21 protein-coding genes and 1 tRNA gene are annotated in these 24,636 nt (G+C 61.7%); 12 read left to right on the top strand and 10 right to left on the bottom strand.

Annotation, left to right across the window (positions count from 1 at the left end):
- Nucleotides 1-119: 119 nt before the first annotated feature.
- A complete protein-coding gene (locus ASE26_RS26880) occupies nt 120-2,726 on the bottom strand; it encodes a TonB-dependent siderophore receptor (protein WP_057247276.1) in 2,607 nt (868 codons plus the stop codon).
- Nucleotides 2,727-2,889: 163 nt separating this feature from the next.
- On the opposite strand from ASE26_RS26880, the gene ASE26_RS26875 reads away from it, so the two are divergent.
- Genes ASE26_RS26875 through ASE26_RS26845 form a run of 7 tightly spaced genes read left to right on the top strand, consistent with a single transcriptional unit; the run spans nt 2,890 to nt 10,570 of the window.
- A complete protein-coding gene (locus ASE26_RS26875; protein ID WP_057247275.1) occupies nt 2,890-3,675 on the top strand; it encodes an ABC transporter substrate-binding protein in 786 nt (261 codons plus the stop codon).
- 38 nt (nt 3,676-3,713) lie between these two features.
- Nucleotides 3,714-4,406: an RDD family protein gene (locus ASE26_RS26870; RefSeq protein WP_057247274.1), complete on the top strand. Its 693-nt coding sequence runs from the start codon at nt 3,714-3,716 to the stop codon at nt 4,404-4,406.
- Nucleotides 4,403-5,362: a stage II sporulation protein M gene (locus ASE26_RS26865; protein WP_057247273.1), complete on the top strand. Its 960-nt coding sequence runs from the start codon at nt 4,403-4,405 to the stop codon at nt 5,360-5,362. The genes ASE26_RS26870 and ASE26_RS26865 overlap by 4 nt, the downstream gene beginning before the upstream one ends.
- Nucleotides 5,349-6,941 carry a DUF4129 domain-containing protein gene (locus ASE26_RS26860; protein WP_057247272.1) on the top strand — a complete coding sequence of 531 codons (1,593 nt, stop codon included), beginning with the start codon at nt 5,349-5,351 and terminating at the stop codon, nt 6,939-6,941. Before ASE26_RS26865 ends, ASE26_RS26860 begins: the two co-directional genes overlap by 14 nt.
- Complete coding sequence (locus tag ASE26_RS26855) at nt 6,938-8,272, top strand: DUF4350 domain-containing protein (RefSeq protein ID WP_057247271.1); 1,335 nt, start codon at nt 6,938-6,940, stop codon at nt 8,270-8,272. The genes ASE26_RS26860 and ASE26_RS26855 overlap by 4 nt, the downstream gene beginning before the upstream one ends.
- A 1-nt stretch (nt 8,273) precedes the next feature.
- Nucleotides 8,274-9,266 carry a MoxR family ATPase gene (locus ASE26_RS26850; protein WP_200960845.1) on the top strand — a complete coding sequence of 331 codons (993 nt, stop codon included), beginning with the start codon at nt 8,274-8,276 and terminating at the stop codon, nt 9,264-9,266.
- Nucleotides 9,266-10,570, top strand: a complete 1,305-nt coding sequence (locus ASE26_RS26845; RefSeq protein ID WP_055938402.1) for a DUF58 domain-containing protein — start codon at nt 9,266-9,268, stop codon at nt 10,568-10,570. Before ASE26_RS26850 ends, ASE26_RS26845 begins: the two co-directional genes overlap by 1 nt.
- Here ASE26_RS26845 and ASE26_RS26840 read toward each other — a convergent pair.
- On the bottom strand, nt 10,548-11,042 hold the full coding sequence (locus ASE26_RS26840; RefSeq protein WP_057247269.1) for a DUF805 domain-containing protein: 495 nt from the start codon (nt 11,040-11,042) through the stop codon (nt 10,548-10,550). The two genes, ASE26_RS26845 and ASE26_RS26840, sit on opposite strands and share 23 nt — an antisense overlap.
- A 3-nt stretch (nt 11,043-11,045) precedes the next feature.
- Nucleotides 11,046-11,606 carry a DUF805 domain-containing protein gene (locus ASE26_RS26835; protein WP_156398205.1) on the bottom strand — a complete coding sequence of 187 codons (561 nt, stop codon included), beginning with the start codon at nt 11,604-11,606 and terminating at the stop codon, nt 11,046-11,048.
- Between the two features lie 178 nt (nt 11,607-11,784).
- On the opposite strand from ASE26_RS26835, the gene ASE26_RS26830 reads away from it, so the two are divergent.
- The gene (locus ASE26_RS26830; protein WP_057247268.1) at nt 11,785-12,939 is read left to right on the top strand and encodes a TIGR04552 family protein; all 1,155 of its coding nucleotides are present in this window, start codon (nt 11,785-11,787) and stop codon (nt 12,937-12,939) included.
- Here the strand turns inward: ASE26_RS26830 and ASE26_RS26825 are convergent.
- Both ASE26_RS26825 and ASE26_RS26820 read right to left on the bottom strand, forming a co-directional pair.
- Complete coding sequence (locus ASE26_RS26825; protein ID WP_055938389.1) at nt 12,936-13,184, bottom strand: DUF1059 domain-containing protein; 249 nt, start codon at nt 13,182-13,184, stop codon at nt 12,936-12,938. The genes ASE26_RS26830 and ASE26_RS26825 overlap by 4 nt on opposite strands.
- 58 nt (nt 13,185-13,242) lie before the next feature.
- Nucleotides 13,243-14,118, bottom strand: coding sequence for a CsgG/HfaB family protein (locus ASE26_RS26820; protein WP_055938386.1), 876 nt, complete (start codon nt 14,116-14,118; stop codon nt 13,243-13,245).
- Nucleotides 14,119-14,244: 126 nt separating this feature from the next.
- On the opposite strand from ASE26_RS26820, the gene ASE26_RS26815 reads away from it, so the two are divergent.
- A complete protein-coding gene (locus ASE26_RS26815) occupies nt 14,245-14,541 on the top strand; it encodes a PsiF family protein (protein WP_055938383.1) in 297 nt (98 codons plus the stop codon).
- Nucleotides 14,542-14,552: 11 nt separating this feature from the next.
- Here the strand turns inward: ASE26_RS26815 and ASE26_RS26810 are convergent, their stop codons facing one another.
- Both ASE26_RS26810 and ASE26_RS26805 read right to left on the bottom strand, forming a co-directional pair.
- Complete coding sequence (locus ASE26_RS26810) at nt 14,553-15,836, bottom strand: hypothetical protein (protein WP_055938380.1); 1,284 nt, start codon at nt 15,834-15,836, stop codon at nt 14,553-14,555.
- A 40-nt stretch (nt 15,837-15,876) separates the two neighbouring features.
- Nucleotides 15,877-17,733 carry a PAS domain-containing sensor histidine kinase gene (locus ASE26_RS26805; protein WP_229208216.1) on the bottom strand — a complete coding sequence of 619 codons (1,857 nt, stop codon included), beginning with the start codon at nt 17,731-17,733 and terminating at the stop codon, nt 15,877-15,879.
- A gap of 115 nt (nt 17,734-17,848) precedes the next feature.
- Here ASE26_RS26805 and ASE26_RS26800 point away from each other — a divergent pair, with 115 nt between their 5' ends.
- On the top strand, nt 17,849-18,805 hold the full coding sequence (locus ASE26_RS26800) for a hypothetical protein (RefSeq protein WP_229208215.1): 957 nt from the start codon (nt 17,849-17,851) through the stop codon (nt 18,803-18,805).
- A gap of 72 nt (nt 18,806-18,877) precedes the next feature.
- On the opposite strand, the gene ASE26_RS32220 is transcribed toward ASE26_RS26800, so the two are convergent.
- Entirely contained in the window at nt 18,878-19,156 is a 279-nt protein-coding gene (locus ASE26_RS32220; protein WP_082591487.1) for a transposase, read from the bottom strand.
- A 505-nt stretch (nt 19,157-19,661) separates the two neighbouring features.
- Here ASE26_RS32220 and ASE26_RS26795 point away from each other — a divergent pair.
- On the top strand, nt 19,662-21,461 hold the full coding sequence (locus tag ASE26_RS26795; protein WP_057247265.1) for a glycosyltransferase family 39 protein: 1,800 nt from the start codon (nt 19,662-19,664) through the stop codon (nt 21,459-21,461).
- A gap of 90 nt (nt 21,462-21,551) precedes the next feature.
- Nucleotides 21,552-21,627, top strand: a tRNA-Phe gene (locus ASE26_RS26790).
- A 159-nt stretch (nt 21,628-21,786) separates the two neighbouring features.
- Here the strand turns inward: ASE26_RS26790 and ASE26_RS26785 are convergent.
- Nucleotides 21,787-23,256, bottom strand: a complete 1,470-nt coding sequence (locus ASE26_RS26785; RefSeq protein ID WP_057247264.1) for a sulfotransferase family protein — start codon at nt 23,254-23,256, stop codon at nt 21,787-21,789.
- 10 nt (nt 23,257-23,266) lie between these two features.
- Nucleotides 23,267-24,634, bottom strand: coding sequence for an ABC transporter ATP-binding protein (locus tag ASE26_RS26780; protein ID WP_373922436.1), 1,368 nt, complete (start codon nt 24,632-24,634; stop codon nt 23,267-23,269).
- Nucleotides 24,635-24,636: the final 2 nt, after the last annotated feature.

The following is a 24,636-nucleotide window of genomic DNA, read 5'->3' as shown; positions in this document are numbered from 1 at the left end:
CAACCGAGGTTAACAGCATGTGATGACGTTTACAACACCCCAAAACGAAAAATGCCGTTCAGTCTTAACTGAACGGCATTAGCCCCGAGGGGCGGTTTTCGCTTCAGCCGGATAGCTGTTTAGAAGCGGTAGTTCAGCGACGCTGCATAGGTGCGGCCAAGCTGGCTGAAATGCGAACCATCGTAGGTCACCATGTCGTAGCGGCCGTTAAAGGTGATCAGGTTGCGCTGGATGGCTCGCGCGTTAGGATCATCAATCTTCTTCTGGCCTTCGGCGTTCAGGGCGCGGAACTCCCACTCAGGCGTGGTGTTGAACACGTTGTTGACGTTGAACGACACGGTCACATTCGGCATCAGGTTGTAGTTGAGCGCGAAGTCGGTGACGTTCTTGGTCTTGAACTTGGTCTCCAGGTTGCTGTCCAGGCCGGCCTGGCGGAAGTGGGTCGGGCCGAACACGGTGTTGTTGAGCGACAGGTTCAGCTTCTTGTAGTCCCAGTCGGCGCCAAGGATGGTCTTGAACTTCGGACGCGAAGTGAACATCAGCGCTTCCTGGGTTGCATCCATCACGGATTGGTTGGCGTCGGCCACCAGCTTAGGATTGCGCACCGCACCGTCGCGCTCGTTCCTGTGGGTATAGTTACCGGACAGGTTCAGGGTCAGCTTGCCGTCAGCCAGCGGGATGTTCTTACGCGACAGCACGTAGTCCAGGCCTTCGGTGCGGGTAGTCAGTGCGTTGATGAAGAAGCTCACCGAAACAATGCCTGCCTTGGCCAGTTCCTGGTCCAGCTTGCTCTTCGCAAAGCAGGCATCGTACTGCAACTGGTCTTCGGCTGGCGTCAGGCTATCGTCGTGGTGGCAGACCGGGCCGATTTCCTTGCCCAGCACGATGCGGTCCTTGACCTTGATGCGGTAGTAGTCCAGGGTGATGCTGGTGTTGTCGTCCGGCTTCAGGCCCAGGCCCAGGGTGATGTTGTCCGACTTCTCGGCATGCAGCTTAGGCACTTCCAGGGCAGCGGCTGCCGCCGACACATTGTTCACCAGGCCGGAAACCTGGATGCCGCCGCCGGCTACGAAGGAGTACTGCGCTTTCTGGGTGTAGATCTGCGCCAGCGATGGCGCGCGGAAGCCCTTCGATGCGGAAGCACGCAGGGTCACCCAGTCGTTGGCCTTGAAGCGGGTCGACAGCTTCCATACGAAGGCGGAGCCGAAGTCGGTGTACTTCTCCCAGCGGCCGGTACCGTCGACCAGCCATTCCTTGCTGATATCCCAGGTGGCGCCGGCGTACACGCCGTAGTTAGAGCGCGAGGTCGGGAAGGAATTGCGTGGGTCGTTGCCGGCAAAGGAGTCGGCGCCGGTGCCCTGGTAGGAAGCCACGTCGCCCGGTTTTGTTTCAAACTTCTCGTGGCGCAGTTCGGTACCGGCGTAGAAGTTGACGGTATCGCTCAGCTGCCTGGAGATATCGCCGTTGAAGACAAAATGCTCGAACTTCACGCCGCCTGCGTAGAAACTGGTCGGCGAATGGACCGTGCTGATTCCTTTCAGTACGTCATCCTCCATACTGCGGTTGACGGAATTATTCACATTGTATTTCTGCTCGTTGCCGCCATAGGTCAGGCTGAAATCGGTGTTCCAGCCAGCCAGGTCCAGCTTCACGCCCGCGGTAGCGTTGTAGTCGTCCAGCGTGCCGTCGAAGGTTGGCTGGTAGCCTTCATACACCGAACCGGCCGGATGCAGCAGGCCGTAATCGGTCGGGCGCCAGTACGGGGTTCGGTAGTTGGCAAAGGAATTGATTTTCTTGCGTACGTAGGCAGCATTGCCGTAGATGGCGACGCCATCGCCGATATCGTAGCGGGTGTTGAACAGGCCTTTGAAAGCCTTGGTCTTCGGCGAGCCGTTGACGTTGCGCGCATCAGGATACTTGGACAGGAAGGCCTGCACCTCCGACAGCGGGGCGCCGAAGTCGCCCGCTTCCCCAACGGCGCTGACCGCGCCGGAGCGGCTGGCCAGGTTCACGCGCGAGGCATCGATGGTGTAGTTGAAGAAGCCGCGGTCGCCGCCCAGGGCGAAGCCCTGGTTGAGGCTCAGGCCGCCCATGCCGCCGTCGTGCTCGTGGGTGATGCCGGCACGCGCCGTCACGGAGCCGCCTTCGGCATTGTCCTTCAGGATGATGTTGACCACGCCGGCAATCGCGTCGGAGCCATACTGCGCCGAAGCGCCGTCGCGCAGCACTTCGATGCGCTTGATCGCGTCGGCCGGGATGGCGGAAATGTCGGAACCGGATTCGCCGCGGCCGGGCGAGGTCTGGGTGTAGACCAGCGAGCTCATGTTCTTGCGCTTGCCGTTAATCAGGATCAGCACGCGGCTTGGCCCCATATTGCGGATCTCGTACGGGTCCAGCAGCGAGGTCGCGTCGTTGACCGGAGTCTGCACGGTATTGAAGGACGGGACGCGGAACTGCATCGACTTGTCGAGCGTGGCCTGGCCGGTCTTGGTCAGCTCGCGCGAGCTCAGCACGTCAACCGGTACCGGGGTATCGACCATGGTGCGTTGCGAACCGCGGCTACCGGTCGAAACGATGACTACCTTCTGGATGTCGTCGGTGGTGGTGTCGGCAGCCTGCTGCGCCTGGACAGGGGCAGCATCCTGTGCCTGTGCATGGGCTTGGCCCAGCAGCACAAATGGGCTGGCAGACAACATTAATGCTGCAATCGGAAAATGTTTATTCATGTATTTCTCTCTTCCATACAGATTTTAAAAAAACTAGGGAGAATTTATATGCAACATTTTCATCCGTCTATTATTTCCAGTTATACATGCGCAAATACAACATGTATGGATCTTTTTTATGAAGTTGCCCGGAACATAAAAACACCGTGATAATCTTTGTGCCATGAGCTACAAAAGCCTCTGCGTGCTGCTGGCACTGTTGAGCGGCATGGCTGCCCATGCCGCGAAAGAGCCGCCGCTGCGCCTGTGCTTTGAAGATGTCGACCAGCGGCCATGGAGCACGCCGGACGGAAAAGGCCTTAATTTTGAATTATTAAAGAGAGTTGAATCACTCCTTAATGAACAATTTATTTATTCGCCGAAACCCTGGAAGCGTTGCTTAAATGAATTAAAACTTGGCCAGGTGGATGCCGTAGTTGGTGCAGCGGATGCAATTGACCGCCGCGCCTGGTCACGCATTCCCCAATTACCCGATGGGCGCGAAGATCCGGGCCGGGCATTATTCGAAGATGCCGCCCTGGTATTCCTGCGCGTCGGGGGCAATGGCAGCTGGGACGGCCATGAACTGCTGGCACCCGGCAAGGTCGTGATCGTGCAGACCGGCTACCTGGTGGCGCAGCAATTGCGCGAAAAAGGCTATATCCCGCATGACACCGTGAAATCGGCCGCCGATGCGCTGCGCATGCTGACCAGGGGCAGCTTCGACGTCGCCATCCTGCAGGGACTGGAAGCGAGCAAGCTGGCACACGAAGATCCCCGTTTCGTCGGCAAGGTCCAGCAGGCCGAACTGCCGTATTCCACCGTCCACCTGCACCTGATGGTCGGGCGCGGCGTCTACCAGCGCGATCCGCAGCGGGTCGAAGCCATCTGGCAAGCCATCGGCAACGTGCGCCAGACACGCGAATACCGGCAAGTCGAGGAGGCGGCCGGCATAAAACATTTCCATTGATATTTCCATTGAGGAAATTTTATGGTTAAATAAATGGCATGAATTACCTTCTCGACGGACGCCTGTCCCTGATCACCCCAGAAGGCGTGCGTTTGCAGCTTGTTCCTGCCGGTCCGGTAGTGCGCGCTTACGCATGGGCCATCGATTTCGCAGTCTGGAGTATTGGCGCCAGCGTGCTCATCGGGCTGCTGGGCGCCATCATCCCTTCCGAAAAACTGTTCAACGGCGTGACCGCGATCCTGTTCTTCCTCGCCTACTGGGCTTACCCGGTGATCTGCGAGGTGTACGCCGGCGGCCGCACGCTGGGCAAGCACATCATCGGCCTGCAGGTACTGCGCGCCGACGGCCTGCCGCTGCGCTGGCGCGAATCGGTGCTGCGCAACCTGCTGATGGTGGCCGACTTCCTGCCCCTGCTGTATGCCTCCGGCCTGCTGGCCATGCTGTGCGACCGCCATTTCCGCCGCCTGGGCGATATCGTGGCCGGCACCCAGGTGGTGTACCGCGACAAGGTGCCCAGGCGCGTTGAGGTACCAGATGCGGCGCCGCTGCCGCTGCCTTTCCCGCTGACGCCCGAACAGCAACGTGCGCTGGCCGACCTGTTTGCACGCGAAAGCCGCCTGCCGCACGCGCGCATGCTGGAACTGGCCGATATCGCCGAACCGCTGACCGGCCGCGACGGCGACGCTTCGCTGGAACGCTTGCGCGGCATGGCCGCAGGATTGGTCCGATGAAGCAAGCCCAGTTTGAAGCGACCTACGCTCCGCTGTGGAGCGAGATCGACACCCTGCTGGCCAAGCGCGCCGAAGGCCGCGAAGCCCTGCCCGAACAATACCGCCGCCTGTGCCAGTGCCTGGCCCTGGCCGGCCAGCGCGGTTACTCGCCGCAACTGGTGTCCTACCTGCACGGCCTGGTCGCGCGCTGCCATCATGCGCTGTACGGCGTGGCAGCCGAACGGCCGACCGTGCTGCTGCAGTGGCTGCGTGCGGACTTGCCGCGCCGCGTGCGCGCCGAATGGAAGCTGCTGCTGCTGGTGCTGCTTTGCCTGCTGGGGCCGGCCGTCGCCATCGGCTTGCTGGTATGGCACGACTCGCACAATGCTTTCATGTTCGCCTCGCCGGAAGAACTGACGCGCATGCACCAGATGTATTCGCCCTCCAGCATGAAGACCGGCCGCGGCGGCAGTGAAGGCGACCTGCAAATGTTCGGCCACTATATCTGGAACAATGTCTCGATCGGTTTCCGCACTTTCGCCAGCGGCATCTTCGGCGGCGTGCCGGCCTTGCTCAGCGTACTGTTCAACGGCATGAAGATGGGCGTGGTGGCTGCGTGGCTCAGCCTCGACCCGGCGACCCGCACCAACTTCTGGTCCTTCGTGGTGACCCATTCCAGCTTTGAGCTGACCGGCCTGGTACTGTCCGGCATGGCCGGCGTGCGCCTTGGCCTGGCGCTGGTGCAGCCGGGACGCCTGGGCCGCCGCCGCGCGCTGCAGGAAGCCAGCATCCAGATGTACCCGGTGGTAGCGGGCGCCGCCCTGCTCACCGTGCTGGCTGCCTTCTTTGAAGCCTTCTGGTCGGCCAGCAGCCTGGCACCGGCCGTCAAATACAGCGTCGGCGCCGTCTGCTGGGCCCTTGTGTTCCTGTTCTTTGCTTGCGCCGGCCGCGGGAAAGGCGTGCATGCAACTCGATAAGCTGCGCCTTGATTTGCGCCCGCGCAGCAATGCGCAAGGCCTGGACCTTGGTTTCTCCCTGCTGCACGCCGGCGGCGCCGACGTCTGGCGCGCCTGGATGGCCCTGTGGCTGCCGCTGTCGGCGCTGGCCGTCCTGCTCAGCTGGTACAACCCCGACCTGGCCCTGGGCTGGCTGCTGCCATGGTGGCTGCGTCCCTTGCTCGAGCGCGCGCCGCTGCACGTGCTGGCGCGCCAGGTCTTCGGCGAACAGGCCAGCTGGCGCGATGCCTTGCGCGCCTGGCCGCGCGAACTGGGCGGCGGCTGGTTCCGCATGCTGACCTGGTGGCGCCCCTTCATGGCCGGACGCGGCCTGCACCAGCCGGTGTGGGTGCTGGAGCGGGCGCGCGGCAAGGTCGCCACGGCGCGCCGCGCCACCATCGCGCGCAACGGCACCGGCGGCGCGGCCCTGATGTTCGGCAGCATGTGTGCCAGCTTCGAATTCGTGCTGATGATGGGCGTACTGGCCCTGCTGGGCCTGTTCATGCCGGGCGAAACCGCCAATCCTTTCGCCCTGCTCACCTTGACCAACCAGGGCCCGCTGCAGGCCGCGCTGGGCACCGCCGCCTGGTGCCTGGCGTGCGCCATCATCGGCCCGATCTACACCGCCTGTACCTTTACCCTGTACCTGAACCGCCGCGCCACGCTGGAAGCCTGGGACCTCGAAATCGTGCTGCGCCAGCTGCGCCCGCCGGCACGTCCAGCCGCAGCGCGCCAGGCTGCCGCCGTGCTGATGGCCGCGCCGCTGCTGGCCATGGCCTTGCTCGGCATGCCGCCGCCGGTGCAGGCGGCCGGGCCGGCCGCCGGCGCCAAGTCCGTGGCCACCGACTGCGCGCCGCCCGAAGGGCTCACCAAGCAGGACAGCGGCCGCGGGCCTGACCGGTCGCCGCAACAGGCCGCGCTGCGCCGCCAGCTCGACCAGGTGTTTGCGCACCAAGACTTGCGCGGCTATCGCTGCGGCGAGCAATGGGAACTGCGCGTACCGCCGGCTGCGGAAAAAGAAAAGGAAAAACCGAAGTCGCCGCCGCTGCTGCCGCGCTGGATGGTTGCGATCCTGGCCGGCGGGTTCAAGGTCACCCTGATCGCCGGCGCTGTCGCCCTGGTGGCCTGGCTACTGTGGCGCTATGCCGCACCGCTGCGCTTCAATTTTGCGGCCGCAGCCGAACCGAAGCTGGCCACCGAAGTGGGCGGCCTCGATATCCGCGAAGAGAGCTTGCCGGCCGATGTGGCGGGTGCCGTGCGCGCGCTGTGGCAGCAAGGCCAGCAGCGCGCTGCGCTGGCGCTGCTGTATCGCGCCACGCTGTCGCGCCTGGTCAGCCGCCAGTCGCTCAAGCTGCACCATGGGGCAACGGAAGGCGAGTGCCTGGCGCAAGCGCGCAGCGCCCACGCCGCCGGCGCACTCGATAGCGCCAGCCTGGCGCTGGCCGACCAGGCCACCACGCTGTGGCTGAACGCCGCCTACGGTGCGCGCTGGCCCGCTGCGGAAAGCGTGGCGGCGCTGTGCACGCGCTGGCAAGCCCATTTCGACCGCGAGGCAGCATGAAGCGGAGCCATACGATCATCATCGCCATCGTCGCCGTGCTGCTGGCCGGCGCCGGCTACGAGCTTTGGCACCTGTACTTCCATAAGGTGTGGCGCGGCCAGTACCACGTCTCGGAAGCACAGGCCAAGAACCCGATGCTGGCGGCAACGCGCCTGCTGGAAGCGAGCGGCCACAAGGTACGCGTCGAGCCCGTGCTCAGCTACCAATTGCTGAACCAGTTGCCGGATGGAGTCCTGCTGCTGTCACGCTACGCGCGTCCGCCGGACGAGCGCCAGGCCAGGCTGCTGCTGGACTGGGTCCGCCGCGGCAATACCCTGGTCATGACGCCCGATTGGGTGGGCGACACCGAAGAAGGCGAGGCCAGCCCGGCCGACCTCGACCAGGCAACCGATCCCTTGGGCAAGCACTTCGGCGTTGCGATGTCGGGCCGTTCGCGCGTCGACGACAGCTGCCGCATCGACCCGCTGGAAACCAGCCGCCGCGAGAAGCGCGCCGCAAAGGCCAAAGCCGGGCAGGCCCAGAACAACGATGGCGACGACGGTGAGGAGGGCGACGACGGTGACGACGGCGACGGCGCGGCCGGCAAGGAAGCCGAAGGCCCGGCCCGGCTGGTATGCCTGAACGCGCCCGGCGCCGCCAACACCATCGAGCTGGCCCGCCCATCCGACACCTTGCAACGCTTCCAGGGCAAAGGTCCGGCACCGCTATGGGGCGACACCTACGAGCTGGCGGTGTTGGTGTATGGCGAAGGCCGCGGCAAGGTCGCAATGGTGGCGGTCGATGCCGGCGACAGCTATTTCGACAACGACGCGCTGCGCCAGTTCGACCACGCCGAACTGCTGCTGCTGCTGGCCGGGCAAAGCGGTCCCCATGCCCCGGTGATGCTGGTGCAGCACAACGAACCGGTGGGCTGGGCCGCCTGGCTGTGGCAGCACGGCCGCCCGGTCGTGCTGGGCCTGGCCGCCCTGCTGCTGCTGTGGACCTGGAGCGCTTCGCGCCGCTTCGGCCCCATGCTGCCGGAAGCGGCCACCGCACGGCGCGCCCTGATCGAGCACATTGAAGCCAGCGGCCGCTGGTTGTGGCGCCTGCCGCAAGGCCGCGCACTGCTGCTGGAAGCCGTGCGCAAGAGCACGGAGAAGCAGCTGCTGCGCCGCCTGCCGGAATTGCATGCCCTGGGGCCGGCCGAGCGCGCACGCCGCCTGGCACGCCTGGCGAAAATGCCGGAAGCGCAGGTGAGCGATGCACTGCTCGGCGCACCGGCCAAGCGCGCCGCCGACTTCACGCGGCAAATTTCAATACTCCAACAATTACGAGCCCATCATGAGCGATAGCATGTCCATCCAACCCAACAACGCCATTCCGGCCGACCGCCTGGCGCAGGCGGTCGACATCGTGCAACGCCTGCGCGAGGAAATCGGCCGCGCCATCGTCGGCCAGCAAGCGGTGGTCGAACAGGTGCTGGCCTGCTGCCTGGCCGGCGGCCACGTGCTGCTGGAGGGCGTGCCGGGCCTGGGCAAGACCCTGCTGGTCAAGGCGCTGGCCAAGACCTTTGCCGGCGAGTTCTCGCGCATCCAGTTCACGCCCGACCTGATGCCGGCCGACGTCATGGGCCACGCCGTATTCGACCAGCGCCAGCAAACCTTCAGCGTGCGCAAGGGGCCGGTCTTCACCCACCTGCTGTTGGCCGACGAAATCAACCGCGCACCGGCCAAGACCCAGTCCGCGCTGCTGGAAGCCATGCAGGAGCGCCAGGTCACCATCGAAGGCGAAGCGCATGTCCTGGACGCCCCCTTCATGGTGTTGGCCACCCAGAATCCGCTGGAAAGCGAAGGCACTTACCCGCTGCCGGAAGCGCAGCTTGACCGTTTCCTGATCAAGGCACGCATTGCCTACCCAAGCGAGCAGGAAGAAACTGAAATGCTGCTGGCGGTGACCCAGGACCGCGTCGGCGACGCGCTGGAAGTGGCGCAGGTGCGCACCCTGATCAAGCCGGAAATCCTGGTCGCGCTGCAGCAGCTGGTGGCCCGCATCCGCGTCGATGAGGCGGTTGCCAACTACGCCGTGCGCATGGTGCGCGCCACGCGCCAGTGGCCCGGGGTGTCGGTCGGCGCCGGTCCGCGCGGCAGCATCGCCCTGATCCGCCTGGCGCGCGCCATGGCGCTGATGGCCGGCCGCGACTACGCCACGCCGGACGACATCAAGCAAGCCAGCCTGCCGGTGCTGCGCCACCGCATCGCCCTGTCGCCGGAAAGCGAACTCGATGGCCTGGGCGCCGATGACGTGCTGGCCGCGCTGATCGACTCCGTCGCCGCGCCGCGCAACTGATGAAGCCAACCCGCCGCATGTTCCAGGCCCTGCTGGGCCTGACCGCGCTCGGCGTGCCGGCCAGCATCTGGCCGGCGCTGCAGGCGCCATGGCAAATGCTGGGCGGCGCCCTGCTGCTGGCCGCCGGCGCCGACGCCTTGCTGGCGCGCCGCCGCCCCGCCCTGCGCGCAGAGCGCAGCATGGCCGGCGTGCTGCCGGTCGGCGCCTGGCACGACGTGCGCCTGACCCTGCACAACGAAGGCAAGGCCGCGCTGCAGCTTGACGTATTCGACGATTACCCGGCCGCCTGGGAACTGGAAGGCATGCCGCACGCAGCGCAGCTGGCGCCGGGTGCGTTTTCCAGCATGACTTACCGCGTACGCCCGCTGGAGCGGGGCGACGGCGAATTCGGCACGCCGTGGCTGCGCGTGGCCGGCCCGCTCGGCCTGTGGCAGGCGACCCACCGCATCGGACCACAGCAGACGGCAAAAGTATTCCCCGACGTGGCGCGCCTGCTGGGCCAGGCCCTGCGCGCCACCGACCGCCAGGCGCCGACTGCCGGTTCGCTGCTCAAGCGCCAGCGCGGCGAAGGCACCGACTTCCGCCAGCTGCGCGAATACCGGCGCGGCGACAGCCTGCGCTCGATCGACTGGAAAGCCACCGCGCGCCACCGCAAGCCGATCAGCCGCGAATATCAGCTCGAACGCGACCAGCAAGTCGTGTTCCTGCTCGATACCGGCCGCCGCATGCTGGCGCGCGACGGCGACACCAGCCACTTCGACCATGCACTGTACGCCGTGCTGACGCTGGCCTTCGTGGCCGGCAAGCAGGGCGATGCGGTGGGCTTGATGAGTTTTGGCGTCGACAAGCGCTGGCTGGCGCCGGCCAAAGGCCGCATTGGACTGGACCGCATGCTGGCCGGAGTGTACGACCTGCAGCCCGGTGAAGCCGCGCCCGACTACATGCGCGCCGCCAACGACCTGCTGAACCGCCTGAACCGGCGCGCCTTCGTGGTGCTGGTGACGAACGTACGGGATGAAGACGATGTGGCGCTGCGCCAGGCGGTCGACCTGCTGTCCTCGCGCCACCTGGTGCTGTGCGCCAGCCTGCGCGAGCGCGCCCTGGATGCCGCCAGCAGCGCGCCGGTTCAGGGCTTCGAAGACGCCCTGCGGCTGGCAGCCAGCGAGCATTACCTGCAACAGCGCCAGGATGCCATCCGCCGCCTCGGCCTGCGCTCGGGCCACCTGGTCGACGTCGCGCCGGAACAGTTGGCCGGCGCCCTGCTGAACCGCTACCTTGACATCAAAGAAAGCGGAGCGCTGTAAAGCCGAACAGCAAGGCCCCCCCGAGTGCGACCCCGAGCTTCACGCCCCAGTCGGCCGGTGCCGGCAGCGCACCAAAACGGTTCGCTTCCGGCGTACCGGGTGCGACCAGCAGGTAGATCAGGAAGATGAACTGGAAGATGGGGAACAGCAGCAACAGCGCCCACCAGCTGCTGACTTCGATATCGTGCAGCCGCCGGCGTGTCGCCAACACAATCGCCAGCAGGAAAACCAGCGGGATGGTAAAGATCACCGAATCGCTGGCCGAGGATTCCGCAGGGATGTACTGGCGCACCCTGGATAGACCGAAGGCGATGGCGATAGCGTACAGCACTGTCACCGGGATACCCAGCATGCAGTACGCCACAAAATGCAAGCGCCCGATGCGGCCATTCCAGGAAAACAGCCGCGCCTGGTTCGCAGGTGCAAACGGCAGCTCGAGCGCTGCCTGCGGCGCGGCGTACGGGTTATGCACTGCTTACTGGCCGCCTTCCTGCATCTGTGCGGCGCGCGCGCGATCGGTGTAATCCTTGTATGCCGGGATCGACACCGCGGCCAGGATACCGCCCACGACGATGAGGACAGGCACGATCCAGGCGACGACCAACACGCCCGTGGTGTTCGGCGCCGGTTGTGGGCCGTAGTCGTTAGCGCAATCGTCACCCGGTGCAAACAGCAGCCACAGGCCAATACCGATCTGAACGATGGGAATGATTGCCAGGATGCTCAGCCAGCCCGACTTGCCCATGTCATGGAAGCGGCGGCGCGCCAGGATGATGGTGATGGCGAGATACATGCCCCAGATCAGCAGGCCAAACATGGTGCTTGCGGCGCCCGGGCTGGTCATGATGCCGGACAAGACGCCCACCACGACGACCAGGAAGAGTACCGGCATCATCAGCAAGCCGGCCAGGAAGCTGTACGACCAATAGCGCACGCGGCCAATACGCCCATTCAGGGCAAAAAACTTCGGCATATAGGTTTCGTCGCCGGCGCGTTCCGCCAGGTCGGACTGCGGCATCGAATAAGGATTACTCACGGTTGCTCCTAAAGGATTATTTATATCGTTATTAAAGTTACCAACAAGAAAATCTTACATTATTCTTTTACCAAGGCACAAGGCCGATTTCGATACAACACCCGGCTTGCGGCTTGCACCCGCGGCTGCGATACTTTCTTTAAAGACTGGACGGTTGCACAATACACAAAACACCTCCATGCATCCCTCACTCAAGTGCCAGGGCAAGTTCTCCCTGAACTGGACCTACCTGAATGCCATCGCCTCGGGCGTGTCGGCGATCGACCTCGGCGGCCTGGCCCTGCGCAACCAACACGACGCCCACCAGTTCGTGCGCGAATACGGCTTCGACATCGATAACCCGCATGCGCGCGAAGTGATTGCCGGCGCCCATGCCGAAGCACTCGACTTCATCTGCGGCAACTTCCTCACACCCGGCCAGGCGGCCCTGGTCCCGCCCGAAGTGCGGGCGCCGCAGGATCCGCTGGACCTGCTGGTATTCGCCTCGCTGCACGGCAATGAACAAGTCGAGCTGCGCCGCATGTGGTCGTGCGCCGTACTGAAAGTCATGCACGGCATCTTCTACATCGATAACAACCTCAAACTACGCTACTTCAACACCATCCGCCAGCAAGTGTTTGCCAGCCTCGATGAAGTGATCCAGGAAGAAGATGGCCAGTTCTATTTGAGCGATGGCGAGATTTGCCTGCCCTTGCTGCATTTTGACCGCAAGAACAATAAAAGCCGCGGCAGTATCCTGTTGAAGCTGCTGCAGAAAGCAGCCTACCTGGCAGCCGACATCTTCGACCATCTCGGCGTGCGGCTGGTCTTCAATACACGCTTCGAATGCCTGCTCGCCTTGCGTACGCTGCAGCGCGCCCACCTGATCTCGGTAACCAATGTCGATTCCCAGCGCACCCGCAACACCCTGCTCGACATGGAGGCGGCCAAGGAAGTGTTCACCCAGTACCGCTGCATGCTGGAAGCGGCGGATGGCTATCCGGCCGGATTGCTGGAACAGATGGACGCGGAACTGATGCAGATTTCGTCGCCGCAAACGCGGGCCGACAACCCGCACAGCGGCGCCGGCTTCAGCAGCATCCAGGTCACGGTGCGCAAGATGATCCACCTGCCGCCGGACGATCCGGCAGCGAGCGGCCCCGACTACGACGTCGGCTTCTTCTTCGAGTACGAAATCCAGCTGATGGACAAAGCCAGCCATGGCCGAACGCTGGAAGGCCCAGCCAGCCACGACGCTTACAAGAAACGCCAGGTCGACACAGCGCGCCTGCGCGTGCTGGGGCGCGACCTGGTGCGCTATCTCGACACCCGGCCCGCAGTGCACGCCGCTTAATGCGGCCGTAGGCCTTCCGGTGCGCCTGTCTCCGCGCCCGGCGGCATCGCATGCTCGGGTGGGATGCCCTCATGGATCATGCCGCGGATGGCGCTGCGCAGTTCAGGACTATCCGCGTGCTTGTGGACCGAGACGGCGTGCTGGACAGCGACTTCCAGCAGCTCGTCTTCGTTATCTGCCGAAATCGCGACGCTGCATTTCGCATCGCTGGGAAACTCGCGGCAGTCGATATATTTGCGGGTCATGGCGACCTCCCTTCCAAAGAGCTACTTACACTATAGCGCGCCTGACCCGCAATGGAACTCAGTTCTTTTTCTTGGCAGGCTTCTTCTCGAGTTCTTTGGAAGCCGGCGTCGAACCGCCCTGCACGCCCAGCGCGCCGCCGGTACCCATGCCGCCGGCCACTTCCTGCGCCCTGTAGTTGCGCACCGCCTTCACCAGTTGGTTGTACGAGTCCATGAACGAGGCAATCAGGATCTTGCCCTCAGGCGTGTTGGAATAGCCGCCGGCTGCGCCAAAACCGCCGCCGCCGAACAGGGCGCCGCCCATGTTGAAGTCATAATTCTTGGCGCTGCCTTCGGCCGCAGCCAGCTGGATGCCGGAACGGTTATCCACCATCAGCAGGGTGGTGGAAGCCTCGTTGGCCTTGAGGCCGCCAGCGACGACACCCGCCACACTGCCCAGCAGCCCCAGCCCGCCCAAGGCGCCGCCAACCCCTTGCGTGCCTTTCTGGCTGAAGGTAATGCTCGGGCTCATGGTGTAATCGGCCGCCACCATCTGGCCTTTGCCGTAATTGCTGCCGGCCCGCATTTCACCGGACGAGGCCAGCGCGCGTTCCTGCATCAGCTTGCCCATTGCCGCGCCACGCTCAACGACGACGAAGCAATTCGATTGCTGGATCATCATGCGCAGTACAGGCACGGTCGAGCCGAGCTTGTATTGCGACAGGTGGTGGTACCAGGGTGCCGCCGTGTCTTCCACCACGCCCAGCGTGCCTAGCGGCTTGTCACATTTTTCCAACTGTGTGTTGGCATTCGACGCCGTGGCGCCGCCGGCCGAGCCGGTCGCCATGGTCGGTGCTCCGCCCAGTTTTGGATCCGTTCCCGCACAGGCAGACAGCAGCAACAGCGCCAGGCCGGCAGTGGCAGTTCCTGATTTGAAGACCTTCTTATTGTCCATGTTCACTCCCCAAGGAAACGGCCGTTTGAACTCATCGGCGTTCTTTGAGAATAGGCCACATCGACAAAAAATCTATGTATAGTTGTTACCGCAAGACCAACTCAACTGTTAGAAGGAAGCCGCCTCATGAAAAAACTGATCATTGCCGCCCTGGCCCTGTCTTGTTCCGCCGCTTTCGCCGCGGATCCGGCGCCGGCAAAGAACTCCCAGCAATCCAAAATGACGACCTGCAACAAGGAAGCCACGGGCAAGAAGGGCGACGAACGCAAGGCCTTCATGAAGGAATGCCTGGCCGCGAAGCCTGCCGCGCCGGCAACCCAGCAGGACAAGATGAAGACCTGCAACGCAGACGCGACGGGCAAGAAAGGCGACGAACGCAAGGCATTCATGAAAGAATGCCTGAGCGCGAAGAAAGCTGCCTGAGCAGCTTAAAGTTAGCGCAGGCCGCTGGCGAGGCGCGGCGACGACAGCAATGTCTTGAACGCTTCCCAGCGCTGCTTGCGGGCGGTTGCCGGATCGGTGGCCGTCACATGTTTTTCCACCCAGGCTTTGACCATGTCCTTGCCCAGGTTGTAGTTGATGACGTAGCCGCGGTTGGCGTCATAGAAAGACAGGCGCTGCGCCGATTTCTCCGGCGGGTACAGGGCCACGTTCACCAGCCATTCGATGGTCTGCTCGCGCGTCCACTTCCCTTCCAGGTAAGCCTGTGCCGCATCGTTGTCGGCATAGCTCAGCTTGCCGAGCAGTTTCATCAGCTTCGCATATTGCGGCGCCAGTGCCGGGTCCAGCCCGGCCAATGGATACAGTACCTTCTGCTCGAAGGCCAGCCGCTCTTCATCGGTGAACGCCATTTCGATGCCGTAGTTGGCACTGCCCTCGGCGATCAGCGACATCGGCGAATACAGCGGGTAGACGCTGAACTCCACCCAGTTGCGCTGTTTGACCAGCGCCTGCTCCAGCAGGGCGTTGTAGACGTGGTGGCCCGGATAGCCCTCGTGGCAGCCCAGGTCCACCGCGCGCTCGATGTAGATCGGGAATTCGGTATTAATCTGGATCAGGCTATGCGCATTGCCCTTGTACCAGTTATAACCGGACCAAGGCTTGTTGCTGACGAATTCCAGTACAAAGCTTTCCTTCTGAGGCAAAGGCATGAAGGCAGCGGTGCGCTCGCGGCAGGCGGCAATGGAAGCATCGAACACCGGCTGCAGCTTGTCTTTCGGGATCGCGAACCTGGCGCGGAAGGCTTGCAGGCGTTCCGGCAGCGTGCCGACGCCCGGCAGCAGCTGGTCGACCTGCGCCACCAGCGCCATGTAATGGGCGCGGTCATGGTGCGGGCTTACGGCGTCGTACAGCAGCGCAGTCTCTGCGTCGAACGTAAACTTGCGGCCCTCCATCATCTCGACGCGGGCCTGCATGGCCTTGAGCTGCTTGGCCAGGAATTCGATGCGCAACGCTTCGTCCGCGCCGCCGGCCTTCTGCTGCGCGATGTCGCGCTGGGCCGCCGCGACGCCGGCCTTGATCGAAGCCAGGCTTTGCTTGTCCTTCGCTGCCTGCTGCTCCAGTTCCGGCGGGCCGTAGTAAGCGTCCACGTAGCTGGCGTCATGCTGGCCGATGGCCAGCGCCAGCTTGCGATAGCGCTGCGCCACGTCCTGCACCGATGCCGCCATGGCGCTGCCTGCCATCAGCATGGCCAATCCTCCCAGTACGATTTTTTTCATTGTCTCCCCTACGCCTTGTTTCAAAGTCGTAGAGTGTAACTCAGCCCGTGCGCAGCTGGCGGGCCAGGTCGGCCAGGCGATATGGCTTGCCCACGACGGCAAATTCCTCTTCGGATTGCGGGAATCCGGACGCCAGGATGATCTTGACGCGGGGGTAGCGCTGGCGCACCTCGCGCGCCAGTTCAAGGCCCGTCATCCCGTTCGGCATCATCACATCGCTGAACAAGACATCGACCTCGCTATCGCGCTGCAGGCAGCGCAAGGCCGCCGCTGCATCGTTGGCATGCAAGGTTACGTAGCCCATGGCCTGGAACAGCTCGCGCGCCGACTCCATTACCAGCGGATCATCGTCCACGATCAACACCCTTTCCTCACGCGCGGCGCGCGGTGCGGGCGCCTCCGGCGCCGACTCCGCCAGGGCTGGCAGGAAGAGGTTGATGGTGGTGCCTTTGCCTTCTTCGGTATCGATCGCCACGGCGCCGCCGGATTGCACGATAAAGCCGTACACCTGGCTCAAGCCCAAGCCGGAGCCCTTGCCGACTTCCTTGGTGGTATAGAACGGTTCGAAGGCACGCTGGCGCACCTCCTCGCTCATGCCGGTGCCGGTGTCGGCAACACTCGCGCGCACATAGTCGCCAGCGGGCAGGGCACCGGCCTGGTTGGCCTCGAGCTTGACGTTGCGCGTGGTGACTTCCAGCGTACCGCCTTCCGGCATGGCGTCGCGCGCATTCACCACCAGGTTGAGCAAGGCGGCTTCAAAGCGCGCTTCGTCGATCGAGGCCTGGCGCAGCTTGGGATCGAGGTCCATCTCGAAGCGCATCAGCGGGCCGGCAGCGCGCCGCAGCACGCCTTCGAAACCGAGCACCAGGCGGTTCAACTGCTGCACGCTGGGCGCCAATGGCTGCTGGCGCGCAAAGGCCAGCAGTTGCGCCGTCAGTGCCGCACCACGGTCGACCGCGCGCCGCATGCTGTCCAGCACGCGCGCGCCGGTATCTTCCGGCGGTGCCGTGCGCAGGATGTCGATGCCGTTCGATACCACCGCCAGCAAATTGTTGAAGTCGTGCGCCACGCCGCCCGTCAACTGCCCGATCGATTCCATCTTCTGCGCCTGGAACAGGGCCGCGCGCGCCTGCTCCAGCGATTCCTGCGCCTGGCGCTGCTCGGTGTTGTCTCGAGTAACCTTGGCAAAACCGAGCAGATCGCCGTCATCGTCGTACAGTGCGTCGACCACGGCGTGGGCCCAGAAACGCGTGCCGTCCTTGCGCACGCGCCAGCCTTCGCTTTCGTAGCGGCCCTCGCGCGCCGCGACTTCCAGCGCCCGCTCCGGCACGCCAGCCGCCTTGTCTTCTTCAGTAAAGAACTGGCGGTAGTGGGTGCCAAGCACCTCCTCCGGAGCATAGCCCTTGATGCGTTCGGCGCCAAGGTTCCAGTTGGTGATCAAGCCCTGCGGCGAGAGCATGTAGATCGCATAATCGATCACGCCCTGCACCAGCAGGCGGAAACGCTGCTCGCTCTCGCGCAGCGCTTCCATGACGCGCTTGCGCTCCGTGGTGTCGCGCGTGACATTGGCAAAGCCGACGTGATCGCCCTCCTGCGTATAGATCGGATCGATCACCACGGTGGCCCAGAACAGCGAGCCATCCTTGCGCACCCGCCAACCCTCGTTTTCAAAACGGCCTTCGCGCAATGCGGTGGCGAGGGCATGTTTCGCCAGGCCGGCATCCTGGTCTTCCCGCGTATGGAAGCGCGAGAAATGCGTGCCCAGTATCTCATTCTCGCTGTAGCCGTTAAAGCGCTGCGCACCCGCATTCCAGCTGCTGATGCGGCCTTCGGGGTCCATCATGTAGATCGCGTAGTCGCTGATGCTGGCCACCAGAAGTTCATATCTGGTTGACATACTCTCAAGCGCCGGGGCTTCATTGATCATTAGTAGCTGCGCGCACTGCAGCGCGCATTGATTGTGCGAGGATTTCAGGAGAATGCCACAATCTGCAATTATGTGGAAAACGACTATGTTGCTGGCATTGGCCTTGTCGATCCCCACGGTAGAAGTCCCCAGCACCCGCTCGCCGGTGGACAAGTCCTACCGCAAGATGCTGCAAGGCATTGAGCGATTCAAGCGCGAGCACGCGCTGGCACCGCAGGCCACCTTGCGCTTCCGCCTTCTGCCGCGCCAGCCGGGTACCGCGATGCAGGGCATCAAGCTGAAGGTGGTGGGCGATACCAGCAGCATGGACGTCCCGATCGGCGCCGACAACAGCTTCACGCTGGACTACCAAGAGCTGCTGTGGCGCGAAGACGCCGCCGTGCTGGCCAACCGCAAGACCTTGTCGATGACCTGGCGCGCCGAGGTGCGCAGCCCGGGCGTACCGGACGGCATGCGGCGCCTGGGCGACCTGCGGCTGGAATGCCTGGTCGGGATGGAGGCAGGGCTGGTATCGAACAATGCCCAGTTGTTTGCCTGGCTCGATGAATTCCTGCGCAGCGCGGACAAGGTGTGCAACGACCCGCACGGCAACTATCTGTTCTTCACAGAAAAGCCATTATTCTCCGTCACCCTGCTGGCCGACGAACGGCATGCAACGCTCCCTTTCCACGCTTTGTATGCCGGCAATCCGCCCGCCGCTGAAATGCCTTTCTGCGACTGCCAGGTATTGCTGGACCGCAGTTACATGGCGCCGGTATGGGACCGCTCCTGGCCCGACGATACCCTGCTGCACTTTGAATACATGGACGATCCGCCACCCGCCAGCCTGGCCGCACCGCGCGACCGTACTGCGGCATTGTCGACGCTCGGCCCGCCCCAGCTCAGCAGACGCTTCGACAGCGGGCGCGAAGTCTGGCTGTACCAATCAAGCCCGCCAAGCCACCTGGCACCCGGCGCCGACGGCCGCCCGCACATGGGCGAGCACGTGCTGCTGTTCGACGCCGACGGCATCACACTCAAATCGCGCCAGCGCGCACCTTGAAAGGTGGGGTCTGATACCGTCTTGAATAGCAAGCCCCTTTTGCCTGACTACCTACTCCGTAAATCATATTCGCTACACATGATTGCTCCAGCCATGGCCATTTTTGGAGCGACCGTTGGCCTCCAAACGTTGGCCAAACTGCTTCAGGGTCGGGCTGTGACGTTTAACAACGAGGCTGGCAAGAATAAAGCTGCGCGCAGGTATTTGTTCACCCATGCGGCTCATCATTGTCCGGCCATGCACTGAAGTTCCAGATTGGCGTTGCCTGGGCGTGACCCCAATATATGTCCTGAAGTGCCGCCAGCCTGTTGCTCCGGGCTCGCAGTTGTCGTTGCTCTCGCGATGGCGCATCCCAAGATGACGGTGACCAATACAGGGCCACAGGTTCGCTATAGACGCCCGACAAGCTGGCCTCGGTGTAAAGGCAGCACACGCATAGTGTCGAACATGATCGCGCTTATTCGCCCGCCTCCAGCTTCTCGCCCGCAATGGCACCGGGGTTGGCTGTACGCGTCACTCGGGCATGCGCTCAAGGTAACAAGTTCACCTGCAACTTCACTTCCGGTACAAGACCGTGACACGGCGGCAGTCCTCAGCGACAGCCAATAGCGCGCACAAGCGGGGGCATGCCGTGACTCAACTGCTCTCGTTGATCAAGACGCCCCTGCGCATGAATGCAATATGTCCCGGATCGAGATTTGCCGCAACCATGGCAACATTCTGGCGCACTGTACTCCCGTCAGGCCCGCCAAGCCAGTCCAGCTGCTAATCTTGACGTGCAAAGTATGCATGCCCAATAATTCCATTTGATAACTTTACAAGCGTCACCCCGCTACTACGACGCGCTCCCTCTTACATGATTGATAAAATCGCCTACGCGGCAACTCATTACCTCGCCCTGCTTATTTTCTTATGCGCCTGCTGGGGTGCCGGCCGGTCCGTGCTGCGTCGTTTCGATTCAAGCGCGTCGCAACTCGAAGCTGAGGGGGCGATGTTGTGGCATGGCATTGCGGCAGCACTCGGCATCGGTCTGTATATCTATGGAATGCAATTGCTGGCACTCGCAGGTCTGTTGCGCCTGGCGCCTGTGGTCGCCACGCTCATGCTCGGTCTATGCCTGTGCGTGCTCGAATGGCGCGCGCTACCTGTACGGCCTGGCCCGTCCATGTCTCAGCGCTGGCATGCCGCAAACTGGACTGCACGCGGCACGCTGCTCCTGTTCGCCTTGCTGATCCTGCCAACCCTCATCGACCCTCTTTGCCCGCCGCTGGCTTGGGATGAAGTGCAGAGCCACCTGCCGCAAGCCCTGCAGTGGGTACTGAACGGCAGGCTAACCGTTAACGAATGGCTGCGCACTCCTTGGCACCCATTCAATACCAATCTGCTCTTCAGTGCGGCCATGATCGTCTATGACGACGTGATGCCCCACCTGATCAACGCACTGGCAGCATGGCTCTGCGCTGCCTTGGTTTACCTGGCGGGCAAGCGCTATGCCGGCCAAGCCGTAGCCAGCATAGCCGCCCTCATCTTACTAAGGTTGGTGCGTAACGAATTCGATGGCGCGATGCTGGATACCAGTGTCATGCTGTTTGTTTTCACAGGCTGCCTGGTCTTCCACCAATGGCAACAGCAGCCCCAGCGAGGCGTATTGCTGGCTGCTTCAGCCTTTCTGTTTGGCGTCGCAGCGGGCAGCAAATACCAGGCGCTTCAATTACTGCCTCTGATGGCTTTCGCTTTGCTGATCCACACGCGCTCACCCCGCAACTGGCTTATTGCCACAATCAGCCTGCTCCTTCCATGCGCATATTGGTATGGAAGAAACTACGTTCTAACAGGAGACCCGTTCAATCCTCTCGGGGGGAAGGTATTCGGATTCAGCGACTGGAATCTGGGGGATTATCAGCTCCAACTTGAAGATATCAAGCGCAACGCGGGTGTGCCAAGCTGGATTATCTGGCCGGCGTTGCTAGCACCATTTATCGCCAATGTGCGTCGCCTGCCAGTTGCGCGGGCCGCCATGATACTGTCTGGCGCTGGACTTGCAGTCTGGTTGCTGACTTCGCGCTACCCACGCTACCTGATGCCGTTTTATCCCGTATTGGCACTGTTGGCGGCCGCTGTGTGGCACTGGCTATTCGTGAGTTTCTGCAGCCGGCTTGCTCGCGGACCGGAATCGCGACTACAAAACAAAGCAGCAGCGGCCTGCATCATCATTGCGCTTCTGCTCGTCCTGCCTTTTGCGCTGAAGATGGGATACAAAAGCTGGAAAATGGTAGCGCCGACTGCGGCCGCCCGCGAAGCTATATTGCAAAGGGAAATTACGGGCTACCCGGTGCTGGCATATTTGCGTGAACATCCGATGGGCCGCACCTATCAGTTTGGCCTGGAGGACTCACTCTATTACGCGCCGCTGCGAACTGGGGGCGATCATTTTGGACCTGGACGTTATCGGGATTTTGCCGGACTCGCTCCAGCCGATCTGTCCAAGGCCTTACGCCATTCCGGCTACTCCAGCCTGTTGATCCACGCCGAGCGCTGGCGGGGTATCAACACCCAGCCAGGGTTCGCGGAATCCTTTACCCTAGTACATCAGATTGGCCCGGTATCGCTTTACCAAATTGTCGACCCATTATCAAAAGATGAAGTGACTCAGTAAAGGTCCGGACACACTGCATTTATGACAACCTTTAATTTGCCGTCGAGCCCTTGGCAAATGGGAAAAGCCTCTGCTATAATTGCGCGCCTTGGCCTGGTAGCTCAGTTGGTAGAGCAGAGGATTGAAAATCCTTGTGTCGGTGGTTCGATTCCGCCCCGGGCCACCAAAGAATAAGAAATAAAACGCCGACCTATGCAGGTCGGCGTTTTTACTTTCTGCTCATAGAATTTCATCTAACAGCTTTACGGATTTGCCGATTACAAGCCCGGCAGGCTCGATTGTCGCGCCCAACCTTCCAGTTGGGCGCTCACGGTGCCGGTGCGCCTTAATGCGAGGATGGCGTGACGCCAGTCAACGCGCGTGCCGCGCTACCCAGCCATCGAATAGGTGCGCTTACACGCCAGCTGGTCGAACTGTGCAGTGCCTGGACTGTCTTGTTTAATCCAGCGATGTGCATTTCGCTATCCAGCACGGCCTGTTGTAGGCGCGCCGCCTCGCTAACGTGCTTAGCCTCCGCTTCAGACAACGCAGCGGTTAACCCGCTTAGCTGCGCGTCACGCGTCCCTAATGCCGTAAGCAATCCGCTCAGTTGGACGTCGCGTTCAGTCGTGATAGCTCGCAACTCATTTAGCTGCGCGTCGCGTTCGGCCAGCGCAGCGTGCAGCCCATTCAGTCGCAGCTCACGTTCGGCCAACGCCCCATTGGCCACATTTAATTGCTCGCTGCGCTCAACAATAACCTGCTCCAGCGCAGAAACCTGCTGCAAACGGGAATTTAATTGATCTTCAAAAGCAGCAAGCTGCCTGTCGCGCTCACTGATTGCCAGCTGGTGCGCGGCCGAAGTCTCCTCGTTTTTCTGTTGCATCACGCGCAATTGCGCTTCTTGCTGCATGCCGTGAGCGCGCGCATCAGCTTTTTGCTTCACCAATTGGTCGGCGAGGCGCAATGGATATTGGTGCAGTTCATACTGCTTGAACCAATCTTCGATTTTTCCTCGAAGAGTGGCATCCTGCAAATCCAATCTGTCGCAGGCCGCTTCCAGCAAAGTTGCATAGACCTCGTGCACCAGTGGTGGGCAGGTGACATCAACCAGCAAATCATCAGCGACGTACACCGTGTGGCGCAAATTATCATCTAGGAAGTCATCTTTGTAAGCCTGTAACGCAGTCACATCGATTTCCAGGTTTAGCGCCTTTGACAAACGCACCAGTTCGCTTTCCGGCGCCTGCATCATGCGGTCGTAGTCAACCATGACGCAAGTACTACCAGCACTATGGACGAGTCCCGTGATGACATGCCCGAACCACGCCCAATAGCTTTGTTCACTTGCCATACCATCGCGTTTGCCCAGCGAACGCGCAACGCTGAGTGGATTGCGCATAGCGAAAACATACGTAACTTCAAAATCACAGTGGGCAAACACTTCCCGCCAGAACGGCATCAGCTTCGCGACGCGCGGATCCTTGAATCCGAAATAACGTGAATCGTTAACCTTTCTTCTTATTAGTTCGACGGCACGCAAGAAGAATCCCTGCTGCTGCAATCGGCTTACGTCCTCCGGGGTAATCATCGCTACGTGCGACCACTCCGTGCCGAGGAATTTCATCATCTCGATATCGAGGGTATGAAGATCGATATCTTCCCAAAAACCCTTGTCGTTATCGCCCTCGACCGGCGGCAACAAGCGGTCTCCCAGCTGAATACCGAGGACAGCCAAGCTTCGCGTGATCGCACTTGTTCCGCTGCGGTGCATCCCCAACACTACAAACAACCGTTTTTTCGTAGATTGACTCATCTCTATTCTTTCAATCCCCGGCAATAGCCAATTCGGCATCCGGGTAGCAAGCAAAATCGATTATCCCAGTCGCCAAATTGTCCATTTCATGACCTACCCTGAACATCGCAATATCGACCAGCCGATGGAGGAATGACTCGACACCGTCAATATCCCCTTGCAGACCTGCGTTCAAAAAATAAACCCCAGAGTTCAAACTGCAATTAAACCTGAACTCGACTTTGTATTTCGCACCTGCAGCAACAAGCGGTATCCGATCAAATGCTGCATTGGCCGACACTGCCCCCCCAAGCTCAACACCATTGATGGTCTTAATCAGCATGCCAAACCGCACATTGCGCACATCGCGGTTGAACGTCACTGTGTAAACATACCGATAGGCCCGCCCTCGCCGCAAATTATTTACGTGCTTGCCTGCGATTGTAAGTATTTTCGGTTCGCTGATCTCCGCACCGCGGACCTCATACGAAATAGTACTCGTCGGGACCAGGGTCGGATCGAAACTTTCCGGCTCCTCTTCGCTAGCAACGTCGATCACCGGAATATTGGCGCTCCCGTTGCCTGCATCGTCGGTTGTCGCTACGGCAGGCAAATTCGCATGTCGCATACGTTCACGCATAGCCGCTTGCTTATCCGGTTCCGCATACATCAGCTTTTGGTACCACCCAACGATCTGTTTGGGTGCCCCGATCGCCAAATGTTCGCCCGCGTCCAACAGGATGGCACGGTCGCACAGGTCGACCACAGTGCCACCCGAGTGCGAAACGAACAAAATGGTAGCCCCTTTGGCACGGATGGCTTCGATACGCGAGAAGCACTTCCGCTGAAATAGTTCATCGCCTACTGACAACGCTTCATCGACAATAAGAATTTCGGGATCAACGTTGATTGCCACGGCAAATGCCAGTCGCACCATCATGCCGCTGGAGTATGTTTTGACAGGCTGTTCGATGAAATCGCCAATATCTGCAAAGGCAACAATATCGTTAAAGCGGGCATCGATCTCATCCTGAGCCAGGCCCAACACAGCTGCATTCATGTAGACGTTTTCACGCCCATTGAATTCGGGGTTAAACCCCGAGCCCAGTTCGAGCAACGCCGCGATCCGGCCAAACGTCTGCACACTACCTTTGGTCGGATTCAGGGTGCCGCATATGATTTGCAACAGTGTCGATTTACCGCTGCCATTTCGCCCGACAATGCCAACAGTTTCGCCACGTTTGATTTCGAATGAAACATCGCGTAGTGCCCAGAACTCTCGAAAATACTGCTTGCGGTTGCGCGCCAACATTTGCTTCAAACGATCGCGCGGCTTGTCGTAGATCTGAAAGCACTTGCTCAGATGCTCAACCTTGATCGCGATATCAGAATGCATCATGG

Source organism: Duganella sp. Root198D2 (genome assembly GCF_001428585.1).
Taxonomy (GTDB): Bacteria; Pseudomonadota; Gammaproteobacteria; order Burkholderiales; family Burkholderiaceae_D; genus Rugamonas.
The sequence above is the reverse complement of the archived record's forward strand: the minus strand, read 5'-3'. Positions and strand labels throughout refer to the sequence as shown.